Source organism: Mycobacterium sp., assembly GCF_039583785.1.
Lineage (GTDB): Bacteria > Actinomycetota > Actinomycetes > Mycobacteriales > Mycobacteriaceae > Mycobacterium.
Genome location: NZ_JAVKSG010000033.1, coordinates 20,140 through 40,717, shown reverse-complemented (window position 1 = coordinate 40,717; position 20,578 = coordinate 20,140). Strand labels below are relative to the sequence as shown.

The 20,578-nt window shown below is 67.2% G+C and carries 8 protein-coding genes; 6 read left to right on the top strand and 2 right to left on the bottom strand.

The window, feature by feature from the left end; translation table 11 throughout:
* The first annotated feature begins 561 nt into the window (after positions 1-561).
* Together ABDV69_RS11965 and ABDV69_RS11960 are read left to right on the top strand one after the other, a co-directional pair.
* Entirely contained in the window at positions 562-2,679 is a 2,118-nt protein-coding gene (locus ABDV69_RS11965; RefSeq protein WP_343574540.1) for an acyltransferase family protein, read from the top strand.
* Between the two features lie 146 nt (positions 2,680-2,825).
* The gene (locus ABDV69_RS11960) at positions 2,826-3,623 is read left to right on the top strand and encodes a TylF/MycF/NovP-related O-methyltransferase (RefSeq protein ID WP_343574537.1); all 798 of its coding nucleotides are present in this window, start codon (positions 2,826-2,828) and stop codon (positions 3,621-3,623) included.
* Positions 3,624-3,664: 41 nt separating this feature from the next.
* On the opposite strand, the gene ABDV69_RS11955 is transcribed toward ABDV69_RS11960, so the two are convergent.
* A complete protein-coding gene (locus tag ABDV69_RS11955) occupies positions 3,665-4,450 on the bottom strand; it encodes an alpha/beta hydrolase (RefSeq protein ID WP_343574534.1) in 786 nt (261 codons plus the stop codon).
* A gap of 25 nt (positions 4,451-4,475) precedes the next feature.
* Positions 4,476-6,137 (bottom strand): GMC family oxidoreductase, encoded by a 1,662-nt coding sequence (locus tag ABDV69_RS11950; RefSeq protein WP_343574531.1) that lies wholly within the window; start codon positions 6,135-6,137, stop codon positions 4,476-4,478.
* Positions 6,138-6,379: 242 nt separating this feature from the next.
* Here ABDV69_RS11950 and ABDV69_RS11945 point away from each other — a divergent pair, with 242 nt between their 5' ends.
* From ABDV69_RS11945 to ABDV69_RS11930, 4 genes are all read left to right on the top strand, one after another.
* Complete coding sequence (locus ABDV69_RS11945) at positions 6,380-7,108, top strand: class I SAM-dependent methyltransferase (RefSeq protein ID WP_343574536.1); 729 nt, start codon at positions 6,380-6,382, stop codon at positions 7,106-7,108.
* 9 nt (positions 7,109-7,117) lie between these two features.
* The gene (locus ABDV69_RS11940) at positions 7,118-8,386 is read left to right on the top strand and encodes a glycosyltransferase (RefSeq protein WP_343574529.1); all 1,269 of its coding nucleotides are present in this window, start codon (positions 7,118-7,120) and stop codon (positions 8,384-8,386) included.
* A gap of 266 nt (positions 8,387-8,652) precedes the next feature.
* The gene (locus ABDV69_RS11935; protein ID WP_343574527.1) at positions 8,653-19,653 is read left to right on the top strand and encodes a type I polyketide synthase; all 11,001 of its coding nucleotides are present in this window, start codon (positions 8,653-8,655) and stop codon (positions 19,651-19,653) included.
* A gap of 9 nt (positions 19,654-19,662) precedes the next feature.
* Positions 19,663-20,532: a methyltransferase domain-containing protein gene (locus ABDV69_RS11930; protein WP_343574525.1), complete on the top strand. Its 870-nt coding sequence runs from the start codon at positions 19,663-19,665 to the stop codon at positions 20,530-20,532.
* Positions 20,533-20,578 lie beyond the last annotated feature (46 nt).

Here is a 20,578-nt window from a genome sequence, read left to right as displayed (position 1 = left end):
GTAATACGCCGAGCGCGACGAGGACGACCGGCGCGAAGTAACAGGCCGTAGCCACCAGAAGCGCGATGCCCATCAGAATCGCGTGCCATATGCGGTGAAGACTCGTCCGATCCACTGCTGGGCTTGTCACTGTCGGACCAACGACTACGCTCACCGATTCAGCTCCGGGTTCTCGGCTGGATCAGGCCGTACTACATCGGGCACGGCACTGAACCAGCTGGCTCTTAACCGCTGATTCAACGGAGCTTCCACAATCCCGAAAACCTCTGCGTTGGAAAGGAAGTCGAGGCGATGTCCAGGTTCCCACCTCAAACCGGACAACCTTGGGGCCGCCTTTCGTCAGCTCTTTGACAGCCCACAGAGCCAGAGGCTCCCGAGCCGACGACGATGCCGTGATGATGGGCCAACATACCCAACCTGTTGAACAGGTGTGTGATAATTCCCCGATTCGAAGAACGCCGTCCTCCTGCCAGGTAGGTGACCTTGGTCCAGGCCGAAAGTGTTAGCCCTACTGAAGGGGTCCAGGATCGGCCCACGGCAGAAAAAAAATTCCGTCCGGACATCGAGGGCTTGCGCGCGGTCGCGGTGGTGGCCGTGGTCCTCTTCCACGCACAGGTGCCCGGCGTGGGCGGCGGCTTCGTCGGCGTGGACGTGTTCTTCGTCATCTCGGGCTTCCTGATCACCGGGCTGCTCTGGCGCGAGACCAGCACCACCGGCACCGTGAAGCTGAGCCGCTTCTACGGGGCGCGGGCCCGCCGACTGCTGCCGGCATCGGCCACCGTCGGCGTCATCACCATGATCGCCTCGGCTTTGCTGTTACCCCCATTGCAGGTACGCAACGTCCTTTGTGACGGCATCACCAGCGCGCTCTACGTCGGCAACTACTGGTTCATCGCTGAAGGCGTCCACTACTTCGGCGGCCACCTGCCGCCCTCGCCGTTCCAGCATTATTGGTCGTTGGGTGTGGAGGAGCAGTTCTACCTGGTGTGGCCGCCCCTGATCATCGGTACGGCCTGGCTGATCCGACGTGCGCGCCGACGCAGCGGTGCCAGGGCCATCTCGCGGGTGCGCCCGTATCTGGTGATGCTGGCGCTGGTTGCGGCCGTGTCGTTCGCGCTGTCGCTGGCGGTCACCTATGTGATGCCTGCCGCGGCGTTCTTTTCGCTGCCCACCCGGGCTTGGCAGTTGGCCGTCGGCGGCCTGGTGGCGCTCACGGCCGGGCAGTGGCGTCGACTACCAGCACTGCCTGCCGCGACCGCGGGCTTGGCGGGGCTGGCCCTGATCCTGCTGGCCTGCAACCGGTTCGGTACGGGCACGCCGTATCCGGGGATTGCTGCGCTGGTGCCCACCCTGGGCGCGGTGCTGGTGATCGGTGCCGGCTGTGGCGCACCATCGCAGGGATGTGGCCGCGTTCTGGGATTGTCGCCGATGCGTGCGATCGGCCGGATCTCGTATTCGTGGTATCTGTGGCACTGGCCGGTGCTGGTGCTCACACCGGTGTTGCTGGGGCATCCGGTGGGGCTGGCCGTCAGGTTGGGTGCGGCCCTGCTCTCCGGCGGGCTGGCGGTGCTCACCATGCGTCTGGTCGAGAACCCGTTGCGATTCGCCGCTGCCCTGCGCCGCTCTGCCCTGGCCAGCCTCGCGCTGGGCGGTGCCGCCACCGCGGTTGCGGTCTGTGTGGGCGTGGTGCTGCTGGTCGTGGCGCCCACCCCGGTCGGGCGCGGCGCACCGGCGACGGCGCTGACCATCACCTCGGCGCCTCCCCCCGCCGGCTCCGCGATGGGCGCCTACGACGCGGCGGTGCAGCATGCGTTCGCCCAGGTGCAGGCCGCCGTCACGGCCTCCGCCGCACTCAACGCCGTACCGTCGAACCTCAACCCGCCGCTCGCCGACGCGGCCGCCGAACAGAATGCCTACTCGTTCGACGGCTGCCTGCGCACGCCGTTCGAGGCCGGACAGCCGCAGTGCGCGACCGGTGATACCGCCTCGGCGACGACGGTGGCCGTGGTTGGCGACTCGCATGCCGCGATGTGGAACCCGGCGTTCCGGCAGATCGCCGAGCGGCGGCACTGGCGGCTGGAGATGCTGGGCAAGGGCGCCTGCCCACCGATGGACCTGCCCATCGCCAACCACCTCGTTCAGCTCGTCGAGCACCTCGAACACTGCCAGCAGTGGCGCGCTCAGATCATCGCCCGGTTACGGGCCGAGCAGCCGCGGCTGATCGTGGTGAGCATGTGGCGGGGCTACAGTGCCGGCAACGGCAGCGGCTGGCTGTCGGGTTTCACGTCCTACGACCCGGCCTGGATCGACGGCCTGACCCGCCTGGTGCAGCAGCTGCGCGGCACCGGTGCGCAGGTGCTGGTGCTCGGGCCGATCCCCGATCCGCACTCACAGGTGCCGATCTGCCTGTCCGGCCACCTCGACGACGCGAGCGCCTGCTCGCCGCCACGGTCGACAGCGGTGAACGACCCCGGTATCGCCGCCGAAACCGCCGCCACCCACGCCGGCGGTGGACACTACGCCAACATCACCGACCTGTTCTGCACCGCTGAGAGCTGCCCGGTGATCGTCGGCAACACCCTGGTGTATTTCGACTGGGAACACCTGACGCTCGAATACTCCCGGCTGTTGGCACCGGCAATCGGGGCGCTGGCCGACCGCGCGCTCGCCCGAGATTGACGAACAGCGCTTGGGACGAATCGCCGAACTGAATTGGACCGAAAACTGTGGGGGATCTGATCTGGAAAACTGTTCAACACACGCCCGATAGTTGCCTAGACTCAGCGCCGGTAATGCTGGAACGTCAGATTGAGGCAGTTATGACCGTGACCGATTACGACGTCCGATCTCTGTACCTCGACCTGCTCCGACGCAACCTCACCAGATACGGGATGCATGAGCGGATGCCCGCGGAGTGGCCACTTCGGCGGCGCCTGCTTTTCAAAGCGGTCAACACCCTGCACTCCGTCCGCAACGAAACGGGCCAATACGGTCGCGAGTTGGGCCTGGACTGGCCGGCGGAGGCCGAGACGATGATCGGCATGCAGCGACTCACGAGCCTGCAGCATTGCGTCGAGACGGTACTGGCCGAAGACGTCCCCGGTGATCTGATCGAATGTGGCGTGTGGCGCGGCGGGGCCTGCATCATGATGCGCGCCGTCCTGGCAGCCTACGGGGATGAGACCCGCAGGGTGTGGTTGGCCGATTCATTCCAAGGCGTGCCGCGCTCGGATCCCGAGAAATACCAAGCAGATAGGGGGATCCGATCGGAGTTCGCGGCGGGAATTCTAGGAGTGTCGGAAGCCGATGTCAGGGCGAACTTCGAACGCTACGGGCTGCTGGATGATCGGGTCTGTTTTCTTCCCGGCTGGTTCAAAGACACCCTGCCGGGCGCCGCGATTGAACAGGTCGCGGTGTTGAGGCTCGATGGCGACCTGTATGAATCCACCATTCAAGCGCTCGACGCGCTGTACCCACGACTGTCGCCCGGCGGTTTTTGCATCATCGATGACTACCAAGCGGTGAAGGCGTGTGAACAAGCAGTCACCGACTACCGCGCGAAGCACGGAATATCCGCCGAGATAGTGAACATAGACGGGACGGGTGCCCTGTGGCGCAAGTGATGAAGACCTCGGGACACTCCTCGTAGCCGCACTCGCCTTGATCAGTGATGACCCGCGTTCGACAAGACGATCTCGGAAGGCAGAGCCGTCCCGGAGAGCCAGCCGTCGACGGTCCGGGAGAAGAGCTCCGGATGGCGCAGGGGCCAGTCGTGGTCCATTCCGATGGCGACCCCGCCGACTCCGTTGGGCATTCGTTGCGCGAGCGTCGCCGACGAGCGGCGGATGAACCGCATCTCCTTGGAGCCAGTGAGAAACAATGCGGCCGAAGTCGATTCGTCGAGTCTCTCGGGAAGTGTGAACCCCGCGGACGCCTCCACGAGGTGGGCGACCTGCGCGGGCGGCATGGGACGCACATCCTCGCGGTCGTCATAGGCCTTGGCCGACGGAACCCTCACAAAGCGTGCATTCTTGCCCATAGTGACGGACCGTGAGATCCAGGCGACCAACCCCAGGAGGGGCGCTGTCAGCCGAACGATCGGCATCGCGTCGACTACGGCGCCGCACAGCACCGCCCGATCGACGAGGTCTGGCTTTGTCGCCAGCAACTGCACTCCTACCTGGGCTCCGAGCGAATGGCCCACCAGGTGCACTCGGCCAGTGCCCACCCGAGACCCGATGAATTCGGCCACCGCAATGGCGGCTGCGCCCATCTCGAAAGGTCCTTGCTGCAAGCTCTTCCCGTGCTGGGGCAGATCGGGGACCAGACAGCGGTACCGCTGCAATCGTTCGACAACGGGCTGCCAGGATCGACCGCTTACTTCCCCGCCGTGCAGGAAAACGATGGCGGGCGCTCCAGCCGGGCCGGATTCGCGCACAAACAAATCCATATCAGCGATCCTTCAACAGTCGTCGTCAGGTGGCGAAGTGGGCGTGGTTGACGTGCGCGGCCACCCGTAAGGCGTTGGCTGCGACCGTCAGGCTGGGGTTCAACCCGGCGCTGGACGGGAAGAACGAGGTGTCCACCACGTAGAGGTTGTCCAGCTCGTGCGCCCGGTTGTGTGGGTCGAGCACGCTGGTTTTGGGGTCGGTGCCGAAGCGGCATGTGCCGCAGACGTGACCCAGGTTTGTGTTGTCTTTCCCACTGCCCAGCGGGATCGTGCGAAACGGCTTGAACACCTCTTTGAGTTGCCGCAAAAACGTTGTCCTGCGGTCGATTTCACTGGCGTGCAGGCGATATTGGATTCGCAGCCGCGCGCGGCCGTGCACGCCGGGGCGGTCGCTGGGCAGGACCCGGTTGTCCAGATAGGGCAGGTCTTCGGTCATGGCGGCCAACACCAGCCCGCCGGTGAAGAACCGCCGGTAGATTCTGCGCACCGCCGGGCCCATCAGCCGCAGTGCCCTCCCCCGCCCACCGGGCCGGTTGGTCAGCCACTCCAGCGGCGGTATCGCGCCGAATGACTGCACGGTGCCGTATTTCTGGCCCTCCCAGAAGTAGAAGTCGTTGAACCCGATCTCCTTGTTCGCGGCGGTCGTTGTGTGACCGGGCTGCGGCCAGATCTCGACCGGGTCGAGTAGATGGCGCATCAAGTTGCGCCCCACCCAGTCGGAGCCGTTGGCCAATCCCCGCGGCCAATCACCTGAGCGGGAATCGAGCAACAGCACCGGGGTGGCCAGCGCGCCGGCGGCCAGCACCACCACCTTCGCTCGCAGGGTCAGCACCTCGGAGCGATGCTCGCAGATCACTTGGCGGACCTGGGTGCGGTCGGCATCCAAGCCCACGACCCGGCATTCCGTCAGCAACTGGGCGCCATGCTCGGTCAGGGCGGGCAGCACGCCGTTGCGGGCGGCGTCGTTTTTACATGACTGATCGCAGAGATAGGTCTGGCAGGTGGCGCAACCCTCGGTGTATTCGCAGGCCATCGGCAGGTGATAGGGATGCAATCCGCGACCCGCCAGATAGTCGACCAGCGGCTGGTTATCTACCGAAAACGGCGGCGCCGCAGGCAGACCGACCCCGGCCGCCTCCGGGCGCAGCGGATCGGGCTGGCCGCGCACCCCCAACAATGTCTCGGCCTCCGCATACCACGGCGCCATCTGCTGATAGCTGATCGGCCAGGCGTCCGGCACGGTGGAGTCACCGGGGTCGCGGAAGTTCTGCCGGGGAGTGAAATCGGCAGTGAAGAATCGCTCGCAGACCATGCCGTAGAGCGCCGACGACCCACCTGTTCCGCTGCCGATGAACGGCACGAACCGCTTTGAGAAGCGTCCGCTGATGTCTTCGATCTCATCGATGCAGCGCCCGCCCCGCGCCAACGCGTCGTAATAGGCCCCCGCGGAACGGGCCGCCAGCGGCTCGGCCAGTTCCGGCATCGCCGCGCGAATCGTTCCCGGCGTCCCGGGCAGTGTTGAGCGCCCCTTCTCGACGAACAACACCCTGCGGCCGGACCGCGCCAGCCGGTAGCCCAACATCGCGCCGCCCATGCCGGTGCCGATCACGATCACGTCCCACACGACGCGTTCCGCCTCGCGCGCAGTCAGTTCGCTGCCAGCCAGAATCCGACTCCTCAACGTCATGGTCACAAGCCAAAACTTGAACGCCCAGCCGATAGCCCACGAATCGGCCACAACGTGCGACGCCCCAGATATTATGCGTGCGTCGAATTGAGAGGCCAGGGTGTCTAGACCAAGGTCGCCTACCTCGTCAAGAGACACGACCGTCGGATCGGGGATTTACCACACACGCGTTCAACAAACCTCTTGTGAGAGACCGAGTTGGCGGAGAGGATCGTGCGGTGAACTTCAACGACAGACTCGTCATGTTGGCCGACGCGCTGCCGGGCGCGAACCGGATCCGGGCCGTGCAGCGGGCCCTGGACGGCCGGGTCAACCCGGTGTACCTGGAGATCGGCGTTTCCAAAGGTCAGGCGTTCCGGCGCGTCGGAGCCGACCAGAAGATCGCCGTCGACCCGGCGTTCAAACTCTCCGAGCGGACTCGCAGGATGGCCAACGCCAAGGCGCGCGCAACGCACTACTTCGAGACCACCAGCGACGCCTTCTTCGCCGAGCAGGCGAGCTTCCTCGCCGAGCGCCCCATCGACGTCGCACTGATCGACGGACTGCACACCTACCAGCAGGTGGTACGCGACGTCGAAAACACCCTCCGTTATCTGAAGGACGACGGCGTCATCTTCCTGCACGACTGCAACCCCGCGCTCGAGCTGATCGGGCGGCGCGCCGAAACGTGGGAAGACTTCATCGCGCAACAGAAAGGGCCGCTGGTGATCGGCATCTGGAGCGGCGACGTCTGGAAGTCGATCGTCTATCTGCGCAGCCAGCGGCGCGACCTGCGAGTCGCGGTGCTCAAATGCGACATGGGCGTCGGGGTCGTCCGCAAAGGCACGCCGGAATCACGACTGGCCTACTCGGCAGCCGAAGTCGATGCGCTCACCTACGCCGATCTCAAAGCCGACCGCAAGCGCTTGCTGAACCTCAAATCGCCCCGGTATCTCGGCGAATTTCTGACCGCGGGCGCCGCTGCGAAGTAAGGACCCGGGATGAAGTTTGTGCTGGCCAGTTGGGGCAGCCGCGGCGATATCGAGCCCAACCTCGCGGTCGGTCGTGAGTTGGTGCGCCGAGGGCACGACGTGCGCATGGCCGTCCCGCCCGACCTGGTCGGCTTCACCGAGGCCGCCGGGGTCACGGCGGTGGGCTTCGGACCGGCGGCGCAGTCGATCCTGGACTCGCATCGCGAGTTCTGGACGTGCTTCTTCAGTCGCCCCTGGCGGATCCGGGACCTGATCACATCGCGGCTCGCTATCGCGGGTCCGCTCCTGCGTGGTTGGCAGGAGATGAGCACCACGCTGATGTCGCTGGCAGACGGCGCCGACCTGCTGTTCACCGGCATCAATTTCGAGGACGCCGCCGCCAACGTCGCCGAGTACTACGACATTCCGTTGGCCACGTTGCATTACTTTCCGCTGCGGCCCAACGGCCAGACCCTCCGATTTCTGCCCGCGCCGGTGGCCCGCTGGGCGGTGACGGCGTTCTGGTGGTTGTCGTGGCGTGGGATGAAGAAGGTCGAGGGCGCCCAGCGCCGCGAACTCGGCCTGTCCGACGCCACCGGCTCCGCACCGCGACGGATCACCGACCGCGGAGCACTGGAGATCCAGGCCTACGACGCGGCCTGCTTTCCGGGGCTGGCAGCCGAATGGGCGCACCGCGGGTATCAGCGCCCGTTTGTCGGCACGCTGACCCTCGGTTTGTCGACGGACACCGATGCCGAGGTCACGGCATGGATTGCCGGCGGAACACCGCCGATCTACTTCGGGTTCGGCAGCATCCCGGTGGAATCTCCGACCGACACGATCGCGATGATCGCCGCCGCCTGCGCGCGGCTGGGACAACGGGCATTGGTCGGCGCGGCCGGCTCCGACTTCAGCGACGTCCCACATGTCGACCACGTCAAGGTGGTGGGCGCAGTGAATTTCACGACCGTCTTCCCCGCCTGCCGCGCGCTCGTCCACCACGGCGGCTCGAGCACCACGCCGATTGCCATGCGCGCGGGCGTCCCGCAGCTGATCCTCTACTGGGACCTCGTCCACGCGGTCTACGGAGCCGCGGTGAAACGACTGAAAGTGGGCACTGCCCGGCGCTTTTCCAGCGCGACCGAGGAATCGCTGGTCGCGGATCTGCGCACCATCCTGGCCCACGACTACGTCGCCCGGGCCCGCGAGTTCGCCACCCGGATCACCGAGCCCGCCACCAGCGCGGCGGCCGCGGCCGACGTGCTGGAAGAGTTCGCCGGCGTGTCGCGTGTCGGCTGACCGGCACTGACCTTCGTCCCTGGGCGCGGGACGCGGCGGCCAGCCGTACCGAGTCCGGCATCGGAGATGTTTTTGCCGAAACCCTGGATCAAGCGTCCAGGCCTCCAGTATGGTTTGGAACTTGTTCTACTCATGTCCAACTATGCGGCCGTTGGAGTGAGCTACCCGCTCGCCCGTTCCAAGGTCGTGCCTAACGCTCGCCGACTTTCCGGGCCGCGGCGCCCGCACGGCCAAGCGACAACAAAACCCGCCGAGAGGACAGCCCCTTGACCATCGAGACACCCATTCGGGCACGTGAAACACGGGGGGTTAACGAGGGGTTTGCGATCGTCGGCTACGCGCTGCGCGTTCCGGGTGCTGCTGACGCGGAGCAATTCTGGGATGTGCTGCAGCACGGCCGCGACGCGATATCGGAGGTGCCGCAAGACCGCTGGGATGTCGAGGAGTACTACGACCCGGATCCGGACGCGCCCGGCAAGATCGTCAGCCGCCGCGCCGGCTTCATCGATGACGTAACGGGATTCGACGCACCCTTCTTCGGGCTGTCGAAGCGGGAAACGATGTTGATCGACCCGCAGCACCGGCTGTTGCTGGAGACGTCGTGGCAGGCGGTGGAGCATTCCGGCACCGCGCCGTCGGCTCTGGCGAACACCAAGACCGGTGTGTTCATGGGTCTGGGCACCCACGACTATCTGGGGTTGATCTCCGAGCAGCTGAGCCCCGCCGAGATCGAGGCCTACGTGGCGATCGGGACGTCGTCGGCGGCGGGGGCGGGCCGGATCAGCTACGGGCTGGGGCTGCAGGGTCCGGCGGTGTCCGTCGACACGGCGTGCAGCTCGTCGCTGGTGGCCTTACACCAGGCCTGCCAGGCGCTGCACTTCGGAGAATGCGACCTCGCGCTGGCCGGCGGCGTGAACGTCATGCTCAGCGCCAAGACCGCGATGACCTTCTCGCACGCGCACATGCTGGCCCCGGACGGCAAGTGCAAGACCTTCGACGCGGCCGCGGACGGCTACGTGCGCGGCGAGGGCTGCGGTGTCATTGTCGTCAAACGCCTGCAGGACGCGATCCGCGACGGTGACCGGATCCGGGCCGTGATCCGCGGCAGCGCAGTCAACCAGGACGGCGCATCGGGCGGTTTGACGGTGCCGAACGGGGTCGCCCAGCAACGCGTCATCGCCGAAGCGCTGGAGCGCGCGGGCGTCGCGGCCGGCGATGTCGGCTACCTCGAGGCGCACGGAACCGGGACGTCGCTGGGTGACCCGATCGAAGTCCAGGCCGCCGGCGCGGCCTTGGGCAAGGGGCGTGCCGCCAGCCGGCCGCTGCTGATCGGGTCGGTGAAAACGAACATCGGGCACCTGGAGGCCGCCGCCGGCATCGCGGGTCTGATCAAGGTCGTCCTGTCGCTGGAGCACGAGGTGCTGCCGAAGCACCTGAACTTCACCAACCCGTCGCCGCACATTCCGTGGGACCGGCTCGCGGTACGGGTGGTGGACGAGGCCCAGCCCTGGACGCGCGACGGCCGGCCACGTATCGCCGGAGTCAGTTCGTTCGGGTTTTCCGGGACCAACGCGCACGTCATCGTCGAGGAGGCGCCCGTCGCGGTGAGCCAGGCTCCCGCGCCGCCCGAAGACGACAGGCGGTTCAGCCTGCTGCCGCTGTCGGCACGTAGCCCGGCCGCCCTGGTGGACCTGGCCGCGGGATACGGCGACTGGCTCGCCGCCCACCCCGAGACGTCGCTGGCCGATCTCTGCTTTACCGCCGGAGCCGGACGATCACACTTCGAGCACCGGGCCGCGTTGGTGGTCAATTCGACCGAATCCGCGCGTGAGTTGCTCCGTGCGCTGGCCGAGGATCGCCCGGCAACGGGTTTGATGCGCGCAGAGTGCGCCGACAAGCCGAGGACGGCGTGGTTGTTCCCGGGCCAGGGCAGCCAGTACGCCGGCATGGCGCGCGAGTTGTTCGAGACCGAGCCGGTGTTCGCCGACACGATGACCCGGTGCGCGGCGGCGGTACACGACGTGCTCGACAAGCCTTTGCTGGACGTCATTTTCGATCCGGACGGTGACGACACCCTGCGGCAAACCAGCTACGCCCAGCCTGCCCTGTTCGCGGTGGAGATGGGCCTGGCCCGGCTCTGGCAGTCGTGGGGCTTCGAACCGGACGTGGTGATCGGCCACAGCGTCGGCCAATACACCGCGGCCTGCGTCGCGGGTGTGTTCAGCCTCGAAGACGGCGCCCTGCTGCTGGCCGAGCGCGGCCGCTTGTTCGGCAGCTTGCCCGACGGCGGTCGGATGGTCGCGGTGTTCGCCGACGCCGAGCGGGTGGAAAGTGTGACGGACCATTTTCCGAGTCTGTCGGTGGCCGCTTACAACGGCGCCAACACCGTGCTGTCGGGACCAGCGCAGGATCTGGACCAGGCGGTCGCCGGGTTGGAAGCCGATGGTCTGCGCTGCGACTGGTTGGACACCAGCCACGCCTTCCATTCGGCGCTGTTGGATACCGTGCTCGACGACTTCGAGGGGTACGCGAATCGCTTCGAGTTCGCCGCACCGCAACGGACATTGGTCTGCAACCGCACCGGCGCTGCGCTGGGCAGAACTGCGAAGCTGGACGGCGTCTACTGGCGCCAGCACGCGCGACGGCCAGTCGAGTTCGCCAAGAGTGTGCGCACCCTGGCCGACCTGCACTGCACGATGCTGCTCGAGGTCGGCCCGCAACCGGTGCTCACCGCGGCGGCTCTGCGGGCCTGGCCTGATCCGGCCACCGCGCCTCGGGCGATCCCCTCGTTGCGCAAGAACAAGGCCGACCACCGCCAGATCGCCGAAGCCCTTGCCAACGCCTACATCGTCGGCCACCTGCCCGACTTCGGCGCACTCCAGCGGCGGCCGGCGGGCAAACTCGACCTGCCCACCTATCCGTTCCAGCACCGCCAGTACTGGTTCCGCGAGAAGCGGGTCCGGCCTACCCAGAGCTTCGACGAGACCCAGGCCATGCGGACCGAGACGATCCGGCTGCTCGAGGACGGCCAGATCGAGGAGCTCGTCGCGTTACTCGATGGCGGCAGCGGCAATCAGCAGGCCGTCGATCTGCTGACACAGGTTGCCGCGCAGCATAACCAACAGCGTAAGGCGCAGTCGATCACCGACTCCCGCTACGAGATCCGCTGGGAGAAATGCGCCTCTACGGCGGCGTCGGGCGCGCCAGCCGGCGAGGGCACCAGCTGGCTGCTGATCGGCGATGACGCCGAGGCCGTGGCGCCGTTGGCCGACCTGCTGACGGCGCGGGGACATCGGCATCAGGTTCTCGGGTTGCCGGTGACCGACGCAGACGAGGAGCGACTCGAAGCTACGCTACGCGCTGCGGCCTCCGACGAAACGGCGCCACAGATACTGCATCTCGCGGCCCTCGACCGCAGCGGTGCCACCTCGACGCGGTCGCTGGAGCGGATGCAGATCCGGGTCCTGAGCGGCACACGGCGGCTTTTCCGGGCCGCGGCCGCCGCCGAACTGCGGACACCCATCTGGCTGATCACCCGCGGTGGGCAACGCGTCACGGCCGCGGACAACGTGGCGCCGGATCAGAGTGCCCTGTGGGGCTTCGGCCGGGCCGCCGCGCTGGAACATCCACGACTGTGGGGTGGACTGGCAGATCTGTCGGCAACAGGTGCCTTGGATGACACAGTGTGGTCGCGATTGATCGACCAGCTGATGACGGGGCCACCCGCCGAAGACCAGTTCGCGCTGCGGGATCACGCGGTCTACCTCCCCCGGCTGACCCGACGCACCGGACAGCCGGTCGCGACGCCGTTGGTATTGCGCTCTGACGCAACCTATCTGGTGACCGGCGGACTGGGCGCGATCGGACTGGAAATCGCCGGATACCTGGCCGGGCACGGTGCCCGGCAGCTGGTGCTCACCAGTCGCCGCTCCCCCAGCGACGCCGCGCAGCAGCGTATCGATGCGCTGCGGGAACAATCCGGCTGCGACATCCGGGTCACCGCGGCCGACGTCGCCAATCCGCACCACGTCGCCCGCCTGCTGGCAGGCGTGCAGGCCGAACTGCCGCCGCTGGCCGGCATCGTGCACGCCGCGGGCGAGATCGGCAGCACCCCCCTGCAAGACCTGGACGACGACGAGGTCGATCGCGTGTTCGCCGGGAAGGTCTGGGGTGCTTGGCATTTGACGGAGGCGGTCGCCGAGCTGGAGCTGGACTTCTTTGTCAGCACCTCCTCGATCTCCGGGGTGTGGGGCAGCTTCGGCCAAACCGCCTACAGCGCGGCCAACGCCTTCCTCGACGGGCTGGCTTGGCGGCAGCGCCAGCTTGGTGTGCCCGGGACCAGCGTCAACTTCGGTCCGTGGTCGGCCCCCGGCATGGCCGACGAAGACGCCCGCGCGCAGCTCAACAAGCGCGGTGTCGCCACCTTGTCACCCGCCGATGCACTGGCCGGTCTGGCTGATCTGATGGCGACCTCTGCCGTCGGAGGCGTGGTGGCCCGGATCGACTGGGCCACCTTCCTTCCGCTCTACCAGTTGGCGGGCAAGCGGGCATTCCTGGCTCAGTTGCAGCACGAGGTGCCCGAGTCGACGCCGGCTTCAGCGTCCGGGACCACCCAGCTGGTGGACCGGCTCACCGCCGCTCCTGCGCAGCAACGTAAGCAACTGGTGGTGGATTATTTGCGCGACGTCGTCGCGGAGGTGACCCGGCTCGACGCGGAAGAGATCCGCGACGAGTCCGGATTCTTCGCCGTCGGCATGGATTCACTGATGGCCGTGGAGCTGCGGACCCGGGTCGAGCGGGCCATCGGCCAGGAGTTGCCGGCGACCTTGGCGATGGACTATCCACGCCTGGTCGACGTGGCGGACTACTTGCTCGACGACGTACTCAGTATCGGCGCGCCGACGTCCACTAAGCCAGCGGCACAACCGGATTCAATCCCGATGCGCAGCGACGAGCCGATCGCGATCGTGGCGGTGGCCTGCCGTTTTCCGGGCGCCCCTGATCCGGAGGCGTATTGGGAGTTGCTGGCCGGCGGTGTCGATGCGATCCGGGAGATCCCGGACGACCGCTTCGACGTCGACGAGTATTACGACCCGGATCCTGAGGCGCCGGGCAAGATCTACACCCGCTACGGCGGATACCTGGACAAGATCGACGGATTCGATCCGGAGTTCTTCGGAATCTCCCCGCGTGAGGCCGTCTGGATGGATCCGCAACAACGGCTGATGCTCGAGATTGCGTGGGAAGGGCTGGAAAGGGCCGGGTATGCGCCGGCGTCGTTGCGCGGCAGCCGAACCGGGGTGTTCGTGGGGGTGGCCGCCAACGAGTATTCGCAGCTGCTCAACGCCAACTCGGTGGAGACCATCGAGGCCCACTTCATCACCGGCAATGCGCTCAATGTCATCGCGGGCCGGGTGGCGTTCGCGCTGGGGCTGGAAGGGCCGGCGATGGCGGTGGACACCGCGTGCAGTGCGTCGCTGGTGGCCGTCCATCAGGCCTGCCAGGCTTTGCATTCCGGTGACTGCGACATGGCGCTGGCCGGTGGGGTGAATGTCTTGGTGAGCCCGGCGTCCCTCGTTGCCACCTCGCGCGCCAGGATGCTGTCCGCCGACGGCCGATGCAAGACGTTCGACGCCGCCGCGAACGGCTACGCCCGCAGTGAGGGCTGCGGGATTCTGGTGCTCAAGCGGCTCAGCGATGCGCAGCGCGACGGCGATCAGATTTGCGCGGTCATCCGGGGCAGCGCGGTCAATCAGGACGGCGCTTCCAGCGGTTTGACAGTGCCCAACGGTGGCGCGCAGCAACGACTTATCGCCATGACTCTCGCTCGTGCCGGTGTCGAGGGTCGCGACGTCGATTACCTCGAGGCGCACGGCACGGGCACCTCACTGGGAGACCCGATCGAGGTGCAGGCCGCCGCGGCCGTCTACGGTGCCGGCCGTGACTCGAAGCACCCGCTGCTGATCGGATCGGCGAAGACCAACATCGGACACCTCGAATCGGCAGCGGGCATCGCCGGCCTGATCAAGGTGGTGTTGTCGCTGCAGCACGAAGTTCTGCCGCAGAACCTGCACTTCGAGAACCCGTCGCCGAACATTCCGTGGGCTTCCCTGCCGGTCCGGGTGGTGGACAAGCCGATTGCTTGGCAGGCCAACGGCAGGCCCCGTCGCGCCGGAACAAGCTCCTTCGGGTTCTCCGGCACCAACGCACACGTCCTGATCGAGGAAGCGCCGTCGCAACCGGCACCCGATGCCGAGGCGGCACCCGGGCCGGCACCAGCGGAATCCGCCTGCGTGCTACCGCTGTCGGCACGATCACCGCAGGCGCTGACGGCGTTGGCGCAGCTATACGGAGCCTGGCTGGACGCGCACCCGAAGACCGACCTCGCCGATGTGTGCTTCACCGCCGGAGTGGGGCGTTCGCATTTCGAGCACCGGGCCGCGTTCGTGGTGGATTCGGTTCAGGGCGGCCGCGAGCTGCTGGCCGGGCTGGCCGAGGACCGGCTGGGACCGGGCGCGGTGCGCGGCGTGTGCGGTGACCGGCCGAAGACGGCGTGGCTGTTCACCGGTCAGGGCAGTCAGTACCCGGGCATGGCGCGCGAATTGTTCGACACCGAGCCGGTGTTCGCCGACGTCGTGCGGCGATGCGCGGAGGCCGTCGATGGACTGCTGCCGCGTGCACTGCTGGAGGTGCTGTTCGACACCGACGACGAGGCCGACGGTGACGCCAGAAAAGCACTGCGGCACACCTCTTTTGCGCAACCGGCGCTGTTCGCGGTCGAGATGGGCCTGGCCCGGTTGTGGCAGTCGTGGGGCATCGAGCCCGACGTGGTGCTCGGGCACAGCGTGGGCCAGTACGCCGCGGCGTGCGTGGCCGGCGTGTTCAGCCTCGAGGACGGGGCCCGCCTGATGGCCGAACGCGGCCGGCTGTTCGGCAACCTGCCCGAGGGCGGCCGGATGGTGGCGGTGTTCGCCGACGCCGAACGGGTGGAGCGCGTCGCCGACGAATTCCGGCAGATTTCCGTCGCCGCCTACAACGGCCCCAACACCGTGCTGTCGGGTCCGGTCGCGGATCTGGAACAGATTGTGGCCAGGCTGACCGGCGAGGACGTCCGCTGCACCTGGCTGGACACCAGTCACGCCTTCCACTCCGAGCTGCTGGAACCGGCGCTCGACGAATTCGAGTCGTATGCACAGGGATTCGAATTCACGGTGCCGACCCTGCCGCTGGTCTGCAACCGCACCGGCGAGGTTCTCACCGCGGAAACCCCGCTGGACGGCGGCTATTGGCGGCGGCATTCCCGGCAGCCGGTGCAGTTCGCCCAAAGCGTGCACACCGTGGCGCAGCTCGGCTGTTCGGTGCTGATGGAGATCGGTCCGCAACCGATTCTGACCGGCGCCGCGCTGCAGGCCTGGCCGGAATCCTCAGCCGCTCCGCAGCCGATCGTGTCGCTGCGCAAGAACACCAATGCCCAGCGTCAGATGACAGAAGCGCTGGCCGCGGCCTACGTCGCCGGGCATCGGCCCGATTTCACCGCGCTGCACCATCGGCCACGCCGGAAGCTCGAATTGCCCACCTATCCTTTCCAGCGGCGTCGCTTCTGGCCCAAGTCTGCCGACATCCGCGCCGATGGCGCTGCCGGATCCGCAATCCTGGGTAGCGCCAAGGATCTCGCCACCGGCGACGTCGTCTACACCAGCCGGTGGTCCATCAATTCGCAGCCGTGGCTGGCCCATCACGTCATCTACGGCACCGTTGTCGTTCCGGGCGCAACCTACGCGACGATGGCCATTGCCGCGGTCGGGACCCCGGCGCAGGTCCGTGACGTCTTCTTCTACGAGCCGATCATCCTGGGCGAGAAAACTTCCCGGGAGGTGCAACTAACCGTGCACCCGGTCGAAGACGGCGGTGGCTGGACCTTCCAGGTGCACAGCCGCCCATACCGTGACCGCGAAACCGAGTGGTCGTTGAACGCCGATGGCCGGATCGTCGGCGATGCCGCTGATGTCGAGGCCGCGCCGGAGCCGACGGAATCCATCGATGCCGCATGCGAACGGTTGGCCCGCACACGGCCGCAGCAGCTGTTCGACACCTTCGCCGACATGGAACTGACCTGGGGTCCGACCTGGTCCACCTCGCTCAAATCGCTGTGGGCCGGCGACGGTGAGGCGGTCGGCGATATCGCCATCGGCGACGAGCTCGCCGAACAGCTTGGTAACGAGCCGATCCACCCGGTGCTGCTCGACCTGTGCACCGGAATCGCCTTCCCCGCCTTCCCGGCGGTGCTCGCAGCCGCCGAAGAAGGCGACGTCGCAGATCTCTACCTGCCGCTTCGCTACGGACGAGTGGTGCTGCGTGAGCGGCTGCCGAAGCGGTTCTACTGCCGCGCGCGGTGGCAGAGCGGCGGTATCGACAGCGAAACACAGGTCTTCGACCTCGATTTCGTGGATCGCGACGGTCGCCAGCTCGGCGAAATTCGCGAGTTCACGGTGAAACGCGCGCCCCGCGAGGCGTTGTTGCGCGGACTCGGCGGCGACGGCACCCGGAACCTGTACACCCTTGGCTGGCAGGAGATAGCGCCGCCGGCACCGGGCACCGCTACCGGCACCGGCGACGGCACCTGGCTGATCGCCGGATTCGACGAGTTGGCCGCCCACCTTCCCGATTGCGTCTCGTTGGACCACGACACCGATCCGGAATCGTGGAGCCGGCTGTTCACCCGGGCGGCCGAGCGCGGCGCCCCGGTCGCCGGCATCGTCTGGCGCAGCAACCGGCGGCCCGGCGCGCCAGAGGCGGGTGCCGAATTCGCCGCGCGGCTGGAGATCGAGATCGATCGGCTGCTCACCGTCGTACGGACGCTGCAGGCCCAGCCGGACCTGAAACTGACCGGCGGACTGTGGATCGTCACCGAACGAGCCGTGGCGACCGAGGCCGGCGAACCGGTCGACCCGGTGCAATCGGCGCTGTGGGGGTTCGGCCGCACCGTCATCACCGAGCAACCGGCCCTGAGTTGCAGGCTGGTCGACTGCGACGGATTCGACGACGCCGTGCACGCACTGACCGGGCTGCTCGGTGCAGCCGGCGCACCCCTGCAAGAGCCCGAACTCGCACTGCGCCAGGGAAAGTACTTGGTGCCGCGGCTACTGCCGTGGTCACGCGACGGCCATCTCCCGATACCTGGTGCCGGAGATTACCTGCTGGAGCCGACCGAACGCGGCGCCATCGACAACCTTCGTCTGATCGAGACACAGGTGCCGCCGCCCAGCGCGGGGCAGGTGCAGATCAGGGTCGAGGCCGCGGGCCTCAACTTCCGGGATGTGCTCAACGTGCTCGGCCTGTATCCGGGCGATCCCGGACGGATCGGGGGCGGCGACCTCGCCGGCGTCGTCACGGCGTTGGGAGACGGCGTCACCGAATTCGAGGTCGGTGAGCGTGTCTTCGGCTTCATGCCGGGCGGTTTCGCCAGCCGGGTCAATGTGCCGGCCCAGTTCCTGGCGCCGGTGCCGGACGGCGTGAGCGCGGTAGCCGCGGCCACCATCCCCGCAGGGGCGTTGACGACCCGGCTCGCGTTCGACTGGGCGAAGGTGGGGCCCGGTGACCGGGTGCTCATTCACGCCGCCAGTGGCGGCGTCGGTCTGGCGGCGATCCAGATCGCCCAGCAGCGCGGTGCGACCGTCTTCGCCACCGCCAGCACCTACAAGCGGGCGGCGCTGCGCGAGATGGGCGTGGAACACGTCTACGACTCGCGCAGCACAGATTTCGCCGACCAGATCCTGGCCGACACCGGCGGTGCGGGCGTCGACGTGGTGCTCAACAGCCTCACCAACGACGGGTTCATCGAAGCGACCGTGCGGGCCACCGCACCGGGCGGCCGGTTCGCCGAGATCGCCAAGCGGGACATCTGGACGCGCGAACAGATGGCGGCGGCCCGTCCCGATATCGACTACGAGATCATCGCGCTGGACTACTGCATCGAGCACGAACCCGAGCGGACGGGCACCTTGCTGGCGGAGTTGGCCGACAGCATGGCGGGCGGCGAGCTTGCGCCTATCGCCGTCGAGGTCTACCCGCTCACCGAGGCGAAGACCGCGTTCCGTCGCATGCAGCAGGCACGGCACATCGGCAAGATCGTGTTGCAGATGCCCAAACCGCTACAGCCGCGCGGTGATCGGAGCTATCTGATCACCGGCGGCCTCGGCGCACTCGGTCTGCACACCGCAGCGCACCTGGCCCAGCTCGGGGCCGGCGACATCGTGCTGACCAGTCGACGTATGCCGGACGCGGATACGCAGCGCGCCATTGCCGACATGGCGGAGCGGTACCGGTGCCGCATCCACACCTTCACCGCCGACGTCGGCGATCCGGCGCAGGCCGGAGAGCTGCTGGAGCGGATCCGGGCGGAGCTGCCGCCGCTCGCGGGCGTGGCACACCTGGCGGGCGTGCTCGACGACGCGCTGCTCACCCAGCAGAGCCTGGAACGTTTCCGGACGGTATTGGCGCCCAAAGCGTTCGGCGCCTGCCACCTGGATCGGTTGACACGAGCCGACGACCTGGAGTTCTTCCTGGTGTACTCGTCGGCGTCCAGCGTGATCGGTTCACCCGGCCAGGCCAACTACGCGACGGCCAACGCGCTGCTCGACGGACTCGCTGCCGACCGCAGGGCCCACGGTCTGCCCGCGACCAGCATCAACTGGGGCCCCTGGGCGAAGGGTGGCATGGCCACCTCGCATGCCGCGCGCGCCAATCTCAGTGCGCAAGGCCTGATTCCACTGGAGCCCTCGGCCGCGCTGACCGGCCTCGGCGAGATCATCGCCCACGGCACCGGGCAGGCGACCGTCCTGAAAGCCAACTGGGCGCGTGCGGCGAAGGGGCTCGGCGGCACTCGCCCGGCGATCCTGGACCACGTGCTCCCGAGTGCCGTCGCAGCGGCAACCGGCGACAGCGAGTTGCTTCGGCGGCTGCACGAGGTGCCCGAGGCCGAGCGCGGCAGCTTCCTCACCGAGTACCTCCGGCGCGAAGTGCAGAACTTCCTGAGGCTCGCCCAGCCGCCTGCCGCGACCAGCCGCTTCCTGGAACTGGGCACGGATTCACTGATGGCAGTCGAGTTCAGTAACAGGTTGCTCCCCCAATTCGGCGGTGCGTTCACGATCACCGCGACCGCGGTATTCGACTATCCGACCATCGGGTCGCTGGCCGAATACCTGGCCGGTCAGGTGCCTGAGTCGGTCGGGGCGGAACCCGTCGGTGCGGCCGGGTCTGCCGGGTAAGGCGACATAATGGATCAACAGAGCGGAGCTTCGGTGCAGGATGACTCCCGGGTTGCGATGTCGGCGCACCTGGCTGATGACCTACTGTCGACGACCGCCGGCGGGTGGCGCAGCTTTTACGATCTGCTGAGCCGCCGCTTCGAGGCCATCGGCGTGGCCGACTCGTCGTTTTTCCTCAATTACGGTTATGTGCCAACCGATTCCGGCAACGAATCCGCGTTCGCCGTTCGCGACGGCACCTTCAACGCCAACTCGGTCCGGCTGGTGTTCGAGGTGATCGGCTCGATCGACCTGAATGACCGCACCGTCGTCGAAATCGGCTGTGGGCGCGGAGGCAACTCCAGGCTCGTCGCGGAAAAGTTCAACGCCCAGGTCATCGGCATTGACATGTCCGCGGAAGCGATCGGGTTCTGCCGAAAGACGCACCTTTCCGATTCGACGGACTTCCACGTGGGCGACGCATTGGACATCCCGCTGGCCGACGAATCGTGCGACGCCGTCCTCAATGTCGAGTCGTCGCATTCGTACGGGAATCTGCCCACGTTCCTGAGCCAAGTCCGCCGGATCTGCCGCCCGGGAGCATGGTTTTTGCACACCGACTTCCTGAGCCCCGACGACTGGGACTGCGTCCGGGCGCGGCTGCAGAAGCTCGGATTTGTCACCGACGACGACCGTGACATCACGGCGAACGTACTGGCCTCGCGCGATCTGGCGAGCAGTAACTGGGAACAGGTGTACGGCGACGGAAATGCTCGGGTGGCCAACTTTCTCGCGCTTCCGGGGTCCGCGATCTACGAGCAGATGCGGGCCGGCTTGTTGGAGTACCGGATCTTGCGGTCTCAACTGCGTACGGCAGCGACGTCGGGCGCTTCCGGTTAGGCCATCGCGGTGCAGCGCAGACGCACGTGTCCACGACGAGCCGTCG